This is a genomic window from Shewanella mangrovisoli (assembly GCF_019457635.1).
GTDB lineage: Bacteria > Pseudomonadota > Gammaproteobacteria > Enterobacterales > Shewanellaceae > Shewanella > Shewanella mangrovisoli.
Genome location: NZ_CP080412.1, coordinates 2,629,031 through 2,641,297 on the forward strand (window position 1 = coordinate 2,629,031; position 12,267 = coordinate 2,641,297).

At 49.2% G+C, this 12,267-nt stretch carries 9 protein-coding genes; 4 read left to right on the forward strand and 5 right to left on the reverse strand.

Annotation, left to right across the window (positions count from 1 at the left end; all coding sequences use genetic code 11):
* Positions 1–3 precede the first annotated feature (3 nt).
* Entirely contained in the window at positions 4–1,422 is a 1,419-nt protein-coding gene (gene pabB / locus K0H60_RS11485; RefSeq protein ID WP_220055793.1) for an aminodeoxychorismate synthase component I, read from the forward strand.
* A gap of 24 nt (positions 1,423–1,446) precedes the next feature.
* Positions 1,447–2,034 (forward strand): CoA pyrophosphatase, encoded by a 588-nt coding sequence (locus K0H60_RS11490; RefSeq protein WP_220055794.1) that lies wholly within the window; start codon positions 1,447–1,449, stop codon positions 2,032–2,034.
* A 24-nt stretch (positions 2,035–2,058) separates the two neighbouring features.
* On the opposite strand, the gene K0H60_RS11495 is transcribed toward K0H60_RS11490, so the two are convergent.
* Complete coding sequence (locus K0H60_RS11495) at positions 2,059–2,394, reverse strand: hypothetical protein (protein WP_088211276.1); 336 nt, start codon at positions 2,392–2,394, stop codon at positions 2,059–2,061.
* 151 nt (positions 2,395–2,545) lie between these two features.
* Here K0H60_RS11495 and asnS point away from each other — a divergent pair, with 151 nt between their 5' ends.
* Together asnS and K0H60_RS11505 are read left to right on the forward strand one after the other, a co-directional pair.
* Positions 2,546–3,946, forward strand: a complete 1,401-nt coding sequence (gene asnS / locus K0H60_RS11500) for an asparagine--tRNA ligase (RefSeq protein ID WP_220055795.1) — start codon at positions 2,546–2,548, stop codon at positions 3,944–3,946.
* 264 nt (positions 3,947–4,210) lie between these two features.
* Entirely contained in the window at positions 4,211–5,221 is a 1,011-nt protein-coding gene (locus tag K0H60_RS11505; RefSeq protein ID WP_220055796.1) for a D-alanine--D-alanine ligase, read from the forward strand.
* Between the two features lie 78 nt (positions 5,222–5,299).
* Here K0H60_RS11505 and K0H60_RS11510 read toward each other — a convergent pair whose 3' ends face one another.
* The 4 genes from K0H60_RS11510 to K0H60_RS11525 all read right to left on the reverse strand — a co-directional run bounded on the left by K0H60_RS11510 (position 5,300) and on the right by K0H60_RS11525 (position 12,096).
* Entirely contained in the window at positions 5,300–7,558 is a 2,259-nt protein-coding gene (locus tag K0H60_RS11510; protein WP_220055797.1) for a bifunctional diguanylate cyclase/phosphodiesterase, read from the reverse strand.
* Positions 7,559–7,710: 152 nt separating this feature from the next.
* Entirely contained in the window at positions 7,711–8,925 is a 1,215-nt protein-coding gene (locus K0H60_RS11515) for an RsmB/NOP family class I SAM-dependent RNA methyltransferase (protein ID WP_220055798.1), read from the reverse strand.
* Between the two features lie 151 nt (positions 8,926–9,076).
* Positions 9,077–10,348 carry a sugar MFS transporter gene (locus tag K0H60_RS11520; RefSeq protein ID WP_220055799.1) on the reverse strand — a complete coding sequence of 424 codons (1,272 nt, stop codon included), beginning with the start codon at positions 10,346–10,348 and terminating at the stop codon, positions 9,077–9,079.
* 125 nt (positions 10,349–10,473) lie between these two features.
* Positions 10,474–12,096 (reverse strand): alpha-glucosidase, encoded by a 1,623-nt coding sequence (locus K0H60_RS11525; protein WP_220055800.1) that lies wholly within the window; start codon positions 12,094–12,096, stop codon positions 10,474–10,476.
* Positions 12,097–12,267 lie beyond the last annotated feature (171 nt).

Sequence of the window (12,267 nt, forward strand, 5' to 3'; positions counted from 1 at the left end):
TTGATGGCAAATAGGGCGGCATTACCGCTGGCAGTACGCCAACTTGACTGGACTTTCAGCACTGCAGCAATCTTCGAACACTTTGCGGCAGAACCTTGGGCCATATTGCTCGACTCGGCCAATGCGCCCCATCAGGACGCTAAATTCGATATGATTTGCGCCGGTCCCATCGCCACCCTCATCACCCAAGGTGAAACAAGCGATATTCAAGTCAAGCTCAATGGCCTTGCACTCCCTAACGCTATTGCACCAGATGATGATCCCTTTTCGCTGTTAAATACCCTGCTTAGACATTGGTACCCAAATAAGGCGCTCTGCACTTCCTCAAACTTGAGCCTCCCCTTCAGTGGCGGCGCCATGGGCAGCTTTAGTTATGATTTAGGCCGCCGAATTGAGCAGCTCCCCTGTACTGCGGCGCAGGATATTCACCTCGGCGAGATGAATATTGGCTTTTACGACTGGGCATTGATTTTCGATTATCAGCAGCAAAGCTGGTTTATGGTGCACTATTTGGGGGATGCCGCCCTCGATGTTCAATTGAAAATCATTGAAGCAAAAATAGCCGACACCACCAAGCAGGCTGAGTTTCACCTCTCCAGCCCGTGGTCGGCGCAGCTCACCAAAGCCCAGTACACCACAAGATTTAATCAAGTACAGGCGTATCTGCATAGCGGGGATTGCTATCAAATTAATTTAACCCAGCGCTTTGAAGCAGAGTATCAAGGCGATGAATGGCACGCCTACTGCAAACTACGAAGTGCCAATCAGGCGCCCTTCTCCGCCTTTATGCGACTTGATGCCAACGCGATTTTATCGATTTCGCCCGAGCGTTTTATTCAGCTACGCGGTGACGACATTCAAACCAAACCGATTAAAGGTACTCTGCCGCGTCATACCGACCCAGCGCTAGATAAACAAGCGGCGCAAGTACTTGCCCATTCGCCTAAGGATCGCGCCGAAAACGTGATGATTGTGGATTTGCTGCGTAATGACATAGGTAAAGTTGCCGCGCCCGGCACTGTGCAAGTGCCACATCTATTTGTCATCGAAAGCTTTCCGGCGGTGCACCATTTAGTCAGTACCGTTACCGCCAAACTCGACCCACAATACCACGCCTGTGATTTGCTGCGGGCGGCTTTTCCCGGCGGTTCGATTACCGGTGCGCCTAAAATCCGCGCCATGGAAATTATTGAAGAACTGGAACCCTCACGCCGTAGTCTGTATTGTGGCTCTATGGGTTATATCAGCCAAGATGGGCAAATGGATACCAGTATCACCATCCGCACACTGGTGGCTGAACAAGGTAAGCTCTATTGCTGGGCGGGCGGCGGCATAGTCGCGGACTCAAATGTCGATGCCGAGTACCAAGAAAGCTTCGATAAAGTTAGCCGCATTTTACCATTACTCGATAGCCCGCAATAACATCAGGAAACGAATAGGAAGCCTATGGATCAAGCAGAATTTAGACTCAGATTTAATCTGCATCCTTTAGCCACGCAAGATCCGGCGGCTATTTCTCACCTTGGGTTGCGTAAAGCCGCGGTACTGATCCCCTTGCAGGAAATCCAAGGCGAGCTCAATCTGATTTTAACCCAAAGACCCATGCACCTTAGGGCGCACCCAGGGCAAATTAGCTTTCCTGGCGGCAAGATTGAACCCAGTGACAGCAGCGCCATTACGGCCGCACTTAGGGAAGCGGAAGAAGAAATTGGCCTTTGCCGGGAAAATGTTGAAGTGATAGGCACCTTCCCCGCCCATAACACCTTTACCGGTTTTGAAATCACTCCAGTCGTAGGCATGATTAAGCAGGATTTTGCCTTAAGGCTCGATCCCGGCGAAGTCGCCGATTGCTTTACCGTGCCTTTAAGCTTTTTTATCGAGCCGCAAAATCGCCACCGCAAACAGTTTTTACGCCAAGGGCGTTACTACAGCGTGCATTTTATTCCCTATCAGCAGCGTTTTATTTGGGGCGCGACGGCGGCGATTATCGATCACCTCTGCCGCCATTTGAGTCTACCCGAGGAGATGCTGTAAACCCGCATTCCCCTTTTGAATAATTCAAATCACAAAATGCACGTATAGACCCGCCGCCAGCGAGGTGAGCAGTAGCAAGGGAATATTAAACCAATAACCGAGTTTGCTGTGGTGAGCGACATAGTAATTAAACGCCAGACTTATCAGGCTTATCGCACCGCAGCCCCAGATGATGTATTGCAGTAATTCGGTTTCGCTTGGGTCCCAATAGTGTCTGAAGGTTTCACCGCGACTCAAGTAGGATCCGACCTCTCGTTCGGGGCGAGCCTCGCCAAACACCATCAACGCGTACACCGCCAAGGTCCAGCCCAGAATGGATAATGTGGCGAGGATCATCTGAAATATTTTGACTTTCCGCATACCGCCTCCCAAGTTTTAAGGCACCCTATCACTCAATATTAGTAATATTAACCTCAGGATACCTTTTTCAGCTTGAGAAAAGCCACCAGCAAGGTAATATAAACCTCCAAAAATTTTCATATAAAACGTTTCGTTGGAGAACTAAGCAACAATGAGCATTGCATCGGTCGCTTCTGTATTTAAAGGTGAGCACGCAGTTGGTTCGACAGTCACAGTCCGTGGCTGGGTCAGAACCCGTCGTGACTCTAAAGCTGGCATCTCTTTTTTAGCTGTCTATGACGGCTCCTGCTTTAATCCTATCCAAGGTGTTGTGCCAAATAGCTTAGAAAATTACGACAACGAAGTGTTAAAGCTGACAGCTGGCTGCTCTGTGATCGTAACCGGTGAGATTGTTGAATCTCCTGGCGCTGGCCAAGCCTATGAGCTGCAAGTGACTGACGTTGAAGTCACTGGTTGGGTTGAAGATCCAGACACTTACCCAATGGCGGCTAAGCGTCACTCTATCGAGCATTTACGCGAATTGGCGCACTTACGTCCACGTACCAACATCATTGGTGCCGTTGCCCGCGTACGTAACTGTTTGTCTCAAGCGATTCACCGTTTCTACCACGAAAACGGTTTCGTATGGGTGTCTACACCGCTGATCACCGCATCAGACTGTGAAGGCGCGGGTGAAATGTTCCGTGTATCCACACTGGATATGGAAAACCTGCCACGCACCGACGATGGCAAAGTGGACTATGACAAAGACTTCTTCGGTAAAGAGGCGTTCTTAACCGTATCGGGCCAGCTGAACGGCGAGACCTACGCCTGTGCTCTGTCAAAAATCTATACCTTTGGCCCGACGTTCCGTGCTGAAAACTCAAACACCAGCCGCCACTTAGCGGAATTCTGGATGGTTGAGCCAGAAGTCGCCTTCGCTACCTTAAGCGATATCGCCAGCCTTGCTGAAGGCATGCTGAAATACGCCTTCAACGCCGTATTAGCCGAGCGTATGGACGATCTAGAATTCTTCGCCCAGCACGTGGATAAAACCGTGATTGAGCGTCTGCAATCTTTCGTATCGAGTGATTTCGCCCAGGTGGATTACACCGATGCAGTAGACATTCTGCAAAAATGTGGCCGTGAGTTCGAGTTCCCAGTGTCTTGGGGTATCGACTTATCTTCTGAGCACGAGCGTTATCTGGCCGAAGAGCACTTCAAAGCCCCTGTGGTTGTGAAGAACTATCCAAAAGATATCAAAGCCTTCTACATGCGCCTTAACGAAGACGGTAAAACCGTTGCCGCGATGGACGTGTTAGCCCCAGGCATCGGTGAAATCATCGGTGGTTCACAACGTGAAGAGCGTTTAGACGTGCTGGATATGCGTTTAGAAGAAATGGATCTGAACAAAGAAGATTACTGGTGGTACCGCGATCTGCGCCGTTACGGCACAGTGCCACACTCAGGTTTCGGTCTGGGCTTCGAGCGTTTAGTGTCTTACGTGACGGGCGTATCGAACATCCGTGACGTGATCCCATTCCCACGCGCGCCACGCACTGCGAACTTCTAATTTGTCCGTTAACAGACAAATCCTTTAAAACGCGCCTCGGCGCGTTTTTTATTGGTCAGTAAAAATGCGTTAAAATTCATCACTCGGTCAAACTCCTTCGCCTGAGTCCTTGCACTTTAGGGGGCAAGAAATCTAAGATGGCTGCGGCTAACTTATGTGCTTAGCGCAGATAACAGCCCTTGTTGCAGGAAGTGACGACGTTGTCGTTAGTAAGCGAGTTGCAAAAGGCAACTCAACAGCATTTTGCTCAATCGAGGAATCATAATGTCAAAAATCAATTTACTTTTGCTGTGCGGCGGTGGAAGTGCGGAACACGATATTTCCCTACTGTCGGCTAATTATTTTGAAACCTCATTAGCAAAATCCGAGCAGTTTAATGTACTGCGCGTGGTACTGGACAAGTTCGGCCAATACCAAACCACCACAGGCGATGACTGTGAGCTGACCAATAACCGCGAAATTCGCTTCCGTGATGAAACTAAGTCGCCTTGGCCTGTGGATTATGTCATTCCTTGTATTCACGGCTATCCGGGCGAGACAGGCGATATTCAGTCTTACTTTAATCTTATCCAACTGCCCTACTTTGGTTGTGAGTCCGAAGCCAGCAGCAACTGCTTTAACAAGATCACCGCTAAAATGTGGTTCAGTGCCTTAGGCATTCCTAACACACCTTATATCTTCTTAAATCAATACGATGATGAAGCGATTGCCCAAACCCAAGCGGCGCTCGAAAACTGGGGTTCGATTTTCGTCAAGGCCGCATCCCAAGGCTCATCGGTCGGTTGCTATAAGGTCGATGACAGCAGCAAAGTGGCTGGCGTGTTAAAAGATGCCTTTGGTTATGCGCCCTATGTGATCGTCGAAAAAACCATTAAGGCCCGTGAGCTAGAAGTCGCCGTCTATGAGTATCAAGGCGAAGTGGTTGCGACGCTGCCGGGCGAAATCATCTGTGATAGCAATACCTTCTACACCTTCGATGAGAAATACGCCAAGAGCAGTAAGGCACGCACTGATGTGGTCGCGCAAAATGTGCCAACTGACATTAGCGAGCAGATCCGCGCCTATGCGATTAAAGCCTTTAAGGGCATGAAGCTGCGCCATCTGTCACGCATCGACTTTTTCTTAACCCAAGATAATGAAATTCTGCTCAACGAAATCAATACCTTCCCGGGTTCGACGCCGATTTCGATGTTCCCTAAGATGTTGCAAAACCATGGGCATGATTTTACCGAATACTTAAGTTTGGTGATTAACGGCCAGTTAGCGACTAAGTGAGAGGCTGAGTGATAAGCTAAGTAAAATGAAAAGCGCGCCTATATGGTGCGCTTCTTTTTTGAGGTTTGTTTGAACTCATCATGAATGGTGATGAGTCGCAGCCTGCTCGGCAAGTAACTCAAAAAATGCCGCCTTGGGCATGGGCTTATAAAAGATATAGCCTTGAATTTCTTGAATATGGTTTTCCATCATCACCTTAAGCTGCGCCAGGGTTTCCACCCCTTCTGCCGTCACACTCAAATTCAGCGCATGACTTAAGCGCACAATCGCCTCAATCAATGCGAGGTGGCGCTCACCTTCATCTAACCTATCGATAAAACTCTTATCGATTTTGATTTGATCGATAGGGAAATTCGCCAAATAGGATAAGGAAGAATAACCGGTGCCAAAGTCATCGAGGGAGATTTTAATGCCTCTTCCGCGTAACTCGTTCAGCACTTGGATTAGATGCACATGCTGTTTCATCAGCAGCGATTCAGTGATTTCTAGGGTGATAAGCTCGTAGGGAAACTCAATTAACCCCAGCTCTTCGATAATATCGGCAAAGGAGTCACAAAACGCATCCTGCAACTCATGGGACCAAAACTCAAAGGTCGACACGTTCACCGCTAAATTGATTGGCCAGCCTAGAGCTTGCATGTCGATGATGGCTTGCATCACGGCTTTGCGTACATAGCGACCAATGTTAACGATTAAACCGCTGTTCTCGGCGATGGGAATAAACTCATCGGGGGAAATAAACTGTCCCTCGTGCTGCCAACGCAGCAGCACTTCGGCGCGCTGAACAAGCCCTGTTGTCGCATCCACAATCGGCTGAAAATACAGCTCGAAGGCTTCTTGTTCTAAGGCTTGTTTCAGCAGTGTATGCAAATTCGCAATGCGCTCGGCATTTTGCTGCATTTGCTCGGTGAAAAAATGGTAACGGTTACGACCATCCGCCTTGGAGATATACATCGCCTGATCGGCGCAGTTTAACAGTTGCTCCAGATCCAGCGCATCCTCGGGAAAGCGCGCGATCCCTATGCTGACCGAGCTATATACGCCTTTGTCATGGGACAATTCATAACGTTGATACACACGTTTATTAATCTTATCAGCAAGCTGCGACAATTCTCTTTGTGTCACAAGCCCTGGAAGCAGCAGCGCAAACTCATCGCCCCCTAAGCGGGCAAATACCGCTTGCTCGTTCAAGCAGGTCTTAATCTGCTCCACGACCTGCACCAGCAGCGCATCCCCTTTGTCGTGGCCATAGGTATCGTTCACTTGTTTAAAGTTATCTAAATCCATCAGCATAAAGCTAAAACCTGGGGTTAAGCTGTCGGCGGAGATCAGCTCTTGGATTTGTCTAAACAAGGCATTACGGTTTGCCAAGCCAGTGAGGGGATCATTGTTGGCTTGATACTTAATTAACTGCGCCGCCTTTTTACGCTCACTGATATCGGAAAATAACCAAGCAAAACTATTCTCGTTACTATGGGGCTCGCGAAACACGGTCACGGTTAAATCGAGGTAAAAGGTTTCACCGTTATTACGCAGGCCAATCAACTCACCCTGCCACATTTTCCCTTCGGACAGATGTTGAAACAGGGAATCGATTTCGTGGGGCTCAGAGGGAGAGAAAAAGTGCTCGGGGCAAAAATCATGAATATCAGTGGTTTCAGGATAAACCATCTGGGTAAACGCAGCGTTTGCATAGAGCACGGAATGGCTGGCATTGGTGATGACTAACGACAGAGGTAGGCGATCAAATATTTTCACCGCAAGGCGCTGAAATTCGAGTGACCGACTGCGCTCTACCGCTAAGCTCGCCAGCCTTGCCGCCTCAGAAATCAAGGTTAAATCCGCAGCCGTCGGTACTTTTACGATTTCGTAGTACATGGCAAAGGTGCCGAGGACCTTGCCTTGAGTATCTTTGATAGGTTCAGACCAACAAGCCCTTAGCCCGTGGGCTAATGCAAACTGTTTATACAGCGCCCAATAGGGATGATGTTCAATGTCATCGACAATCACCCGTTGCCCCGTGAACGCCGCGGTACCGCAGGAGCCAACCCCAGGACCTATTTCGACCCCATGGATGGCTTGGTTATAACTGACGGGTAAATGGGGCGCGGCGCCCGTGAGCAGCTTTTTGCCGTCTTCGCTGAGTAGCAATACGGAGGCATGCGTGCCTAAACGCTGATCTTCAATTTTTAAGACTAAAGCATGGAGGATTTCTGCTAATGGCGCACCATTGAGCAGCATAGACAAGATGCCGTTATAGCATTCTAAGCTAACGCTTTGATTAAACTGAGCATTAATCTCGCCGATACTGCCCGTAACCGCAATTCCTTCGTCCATACATCCCTTAGTCATTTAGCGCTTAAGTTAACGACCTTACTAAGATGAACAATCTTTGTAAATCAGGGGTGAATTTTAGGTATTTAGTCGCACTAAAGCAACTTTTCAATTTGGGTTGAAAACTTGCTTTAGTGGCGAGATAAGATGCGGGTTTATTCTTGAATTCGCTCGAGTTTCGCTAAATAAAAGCCATCGAAACCCGTCTCGGCGGGACTGATGGTTTCATCTTCGAGTAAACGGAAATTAGGGTTTTCCGCTAAGAAAGCATCCACTTGGCCGCGGTTTTCACAGGGGAAAATTGAGCAGGTCGCATACACCACAATGCCACCCACCTTCACCATGCGGCTATAGCTGCTTAAGATATGCTTTTGCAACTCCATCAAAACCGGCAAACGCTCGGCGGTATCACGCCATTTGGCATCGGGATTGCGCTTTAATACCCCAAGGCCTGAGCAAGGCACATCGAGCAGCACGCGATCGGCGCTGAGTTTTAAGCGTTTGATGGTTTTTGAGCCGACAATTAATCGGGTTTCGATATTATGGGCACCATTACGGCGGGCGCGTTCTTTAAGGTTGTCGAGTTTCCATTGCTCCACATCCATCGCCAATAAACGGCCTTTGCCCTGCATCTGCGCGGCGATATGCAAGGTCTTGCCCCCTGCGCCCGCGCAGGCATCGATCACGCGCATGCCCGGTTTAGCATCGAGCGCCGCGGCCACTCGTTGTGAGCCAGCATCTTGCTGCTCAAATAATCCGTCTTTAAAACAGTTAGTGCGAAATAGCGCGGAATCTGAGGTTACTTCAAGGGCTGAATCAACGCCATCGACCGCTTGGGTGGTAACAAACTCGGCCGCCAGTTTTTGCGCTAACTCATCACGAGTCACTTTAAGGCCATTGACCCGTAGGAAACGTTTTGGCGGAGTGCTTAAGGCGGCGCGCTCCTTCTCCCAGGATGCAGCAAGCTGGGCTTGACCCATTGCATCTAACCATTCTGGGCAACCGTCCCAAAGTACAGGTTGGTTCTTAGCCTGTTCGATACGCTCGGCTAAACGCTCGGCATCGACCGGCAAGGAATACTGCATTTTTGGCAGTTCTAACTTGTGGAATAAGTGCCACACATTAAGCAGCTTAGAGCCTAAACGCTCCATTTCTTCCGGCTTAATTTCGGCTAAGAAACAATACAGATTTAACCGGCGAAGAATATCGCCCGTCACGGTGGCAATACGCGCCTGTTCGGCGGGCACTAACTTTAACCCCGAAAAATGCTGAGAATAGGCCCGGTCTAAGGGTTTTCCTTCGCTCAGTACCATAGCTAAGATACTGATCACTAATTCATTCGAGCTGGCAGAAAGCGGAGAATTCAACATTTACAGGTCACCGTGAGTAATAAAACCGGGGGATCATAGGAGGTCAGGCACTAATACGCAAGTAAACAGATGCCCAGTTGTCTTTTAGAGGCAAAAAAGTCCAATAAAAAAGCGACCCATGGGGATCGCTTTCTCGCATCGGCCAATGCCGTTACATTTTAGAACCTTTCGCGCCGTAGAACAGGATAAAACCGTAACACACCACAGGCAGAATAAAGGCCAATTGAATGCCTAAGTTATCGGCTAATACGCCCTGTAATAATGGCACAATCGCACCACCGACAATGGCTAAACACAGAATACCGCTACCCTGAGACGTGTGTGGACCTAGGTCACGCAGCGCTAGGCTGAAAATAGTGGGGAACATAATTGAGTTAAATAATCCCACGCCCAAAATCGCCCACATGGCGACACTGCCACTTGTGGTCATGGCCACCAGCACCAACAATGCCGCCATAAAGGCATTGAAGGCAAGCACAGTACCTGCGGGGATTTTTTGCATTACCGCCGAACCGATAAAGCGTCCGACCATAGCGCCGCCCCAATAATAGGCGATGTAATGGGCCGCTTGCTCTTCTGGCATACCGACGATGTGTGCTTCGCCGAGGAAGTTAACTAAGAAGCTACCAATCGAGACTTCTGCGCCCACATAGACAAAAATCCCCACCGCTCCCAGCACTAAATGCATGCTTTGCAGCGCACTGGTCTTGCCTAAATGGGTTTGTACTTCGCCTGCTGCGGCTTCGCTGTGTTCACGGATCACGGGCAAATCGAGCTTAGCGAAAATCACCGCCAGTACCGCAAGCGCCGCAGCCAGCAATAAGTAAGGCAGCTTAACGACTTCTGCTTCGGCATTGGCTTGGGCTAATTCAGAAGACACTGAAGCGGCAACGGATAAGATCAGAATCGAGCCAAAAAATGGCGCAACTGTGGTCCCTAGCGCGTTAAAGGCTTGTGTCAGATTCAAGCGGCTCGATGCGGTCTCGCTGCTGCCAAGCGCGTTAACATAGGGGTTAGCCGCCACTTGTAAAATAGTGATCCCTGATGCCAAGACAAACAAGGCACCGAGGAACAATCCGTAGGTGGCAAAGGAGGCTGCTGGATAGAACAAACCACAACCGATACTCGCAATCACTAAACCTGTGACTATGCCCTTTTGATAACCGAGTCGTTTTACCAGCTGTCCCGCCGGGATCGACACCAGAAAATAAGCGCCAAAGAAGCAAAACTGGATCAACATCGCTTGGGTGTAATTGAGTGAAAACACCGCCTTAAGATGGGGGATCAGAATATCGTTCAGACAAGTAATAAAGCCCCACATAAAAAACAGTGAGGTCAATGAGACTAACGCGAAACGATAATTACCGTTTCCCGCCTCGCTCACGCTGCTCGTGTGGCTGCTGGTGTTTATAGATGACGCCATAGTTGTGCTCTCTAATCATGTTTTTATTATCTAAAGGGAATGTCCCTTAGGCGTTTTCGTACTACGACAGGCAGCCACAATGAAATTGTGCTGCCCATCCGAAGTGGTGCTATGCCGAGTCGAAACTAATTCAACAACGCATAAAAGCAGGCATAGGCCGAAAATGTCAATGTGTCGGCGACCCTTTGCGCAGTTTTCAAACCGTGACCGGTAATTTCTTGCTGGATGCTGAGGGCATTCAGTGATAATGCCTGCTCTGTATCTTGTAGGTTAAAGCACACCAGTAGCTTTTGCTCCCCGAGCGTACGCACCAATACCAATAAAGGTTCTGGCGCATCGAGGAATTCAATTTCCCCTTCAACCAAAGCGGGATAGCCTTTGCGCCATGCAAGGAACTGACGGTAGCCATGTAACATCGATTGGCTATCGGCTTCCTGCACATCAACCGCCAGTGCTCTGTGTGCATTCGCCACAGGCAACCAAGGTGTCACTTGGCTAAAGCCACCAAAATCAGCATTTTGTTCCCACGGCATTGGCGTTCGGCAGCCATCACGGCCCTTAAACATTGGCCAGAAGGTTTTGCCGAAGGGGTCCTGCAACTCGTGGTATTCTATCGGCGCTTCGGTTAAACCCAGCTCTTCCCCTTGATAGCTACAGACACTGCCTCGCAATGAGTTAACCATGGCATTGAGCATTTTCACCATATCGGAAGTTTGCTTACCACGTCCCCAACGGCTGGCGACGCGCTGTGCATCGTGATTACCTATCGCCCAGCAGGGCCAACCATCACCAATACTTGCTTCCAGTGCTTCTACCGTTTGGCGAATATAAGCGGCGCTATAGTCATCGGTCAGCAGCTCGAAACTGTAGGCCATATGTAAGCGATCTTCGCCCTTGGTATAGGCGGCCATCACGGCGAGTGAATCCTCGGCGGAAACTTCGCCTAAGGTCACCGCACCTGGATAGCGATTGATTAACTGGCGTAATTCTTCAATAAATAGAATCGTTTGCGGTCTATCATTATTGTAGTAATGGTACTGATAGGCATAGGGATTATCTTCACTGAATCCGCGCCCTTGGCGTTTATCCTTAGGTTTTGCCGGATTATCCCGAAGCTGCTCATCGTGATAACAGAAGGTAATGGCATCTAAGCGGAAACCATCGACGCCCTTCTTCAACCAAAACTCCACATTATCTAACACGGCTTGACGCACGTCGGGATTGTGGAAGTTGATGTCGGGCTGGCTGCGTAAAAAGTTGTGCAGATAATATTGTTGTCTGCGCGGCTCCCACTCCCAGGCGCAACCGCCGAAAATCGCTAACCAGTTGTTTGGCGCGGTACCATCTTCCTTAGGATCGGCCCACACATACCAATCGGCCTTAGGATTGGTGCGGCTCTCGCGGCTCTCACAAAACCACGCATGTTGATCTGAGGTATGGCTTAGCACTTGGTCGATAATGACTTTAATGCCACGTTGATGGGCTTTTTCAATCAGCTCATCGAAATCCTGCATAGTGCCAAACAGAGGATCAACCTCGCGATAGTCACTGATATCGTAACCAAAGTCGGCCATCGGGGATTTAAAGAATGGCGAAATCCAAATCGCATCCACATTCAGGCTGGCAATATAGTCCAACTTGGTGATAATACCGCGCAGATCGCCAACACCATCACCATTAGTATCCAAAAGGCTACGTGGATAGATTTGATAGATCACGGCTCCACGCCACCAAGTTAACTCACTCATATTGCCCCTTTATCCTTATTCTTCAGCGCGCTAACCCAAAAACTCTCACATGAGCAGTTACAATCATGTTACTGCGGAGTAAAGGCGCTACGGCTTGTATTAGTGGCAACGAGCATACGTGAACAGGGAAATAAGGTTCAATACGCCTGCATACGTATGCAAAACAGGCTA

What these genes read in the sequence shown, in the direction of transcription:
- K0H60_RS11495 (WP_088211276.1), bottom strand. Translation starts at nt 2,394, where the DNA reads ATGCGGAAAGTCAAAATATTTCAGATGATCCTCGCCACATTATCCATT.
- K0H60_RS11520 (WP_220055799.1), bottom strand. Translation starts at nt 10,348, where the DNA reads ATGGCGTCATCTATAAACACCAGCAGCCACACGAGCAGCGTGAGCGAG.
- K0H60_RS11510 (WP_220055797.1), bottom strand. Translation starts at nt 7,558, where the DNA reads ATGGACGAAGGAATTGCGGTTACGGGCAGTATCGGCGAGATTAATGCT.
- pabB (WP_220055793.1), top strand. Translation starts at nt 4, where the DNA reads ATGGCAAATAGGGCGGCATTACCGCTGGCAGTACGCCAACTTGACTGG.
- K0H60_RS11490 (WP_220055794.1), top strand. Translation starts at nt 1,447, where the DNA reads ATGGATCAAGCAGAATTTAGACTCAGATTTAATCTGCATCCTTTAGCC.
- K0H60_RS11505 (WP_220055796.1), top strand. Translation starts at nt 4,211, where the DNA reads ATGTCAAAAATCAATTTACTTTTGCTGTGCGGCGGTGGAAGTGCGGAA.
- K0H60_RS11515 (WP_220055798.1), bottom strand. Translation starts at nt 8,925, where the DNA reads ATGTTGAATTCTCCGCTTTCTGCCAGCTCGAATGAATTAGTGATCAGT.
- asnS (WP_220055795.1), top strand. Translation starts at nt 2,546, where the DNA reads ATGAGCATTGCATCGGTCGCTTCTGTATTTAAAGGTGAGCACGCAGTT.
- K0H60_RS11525 (WP_220055800.1), bottom strand. Translation starts at nt 12,096, where the DNA reads ATGAGTGAGTTAACTTGGTGGCGTGGAGCCGTGATCTATCAAATCTAT.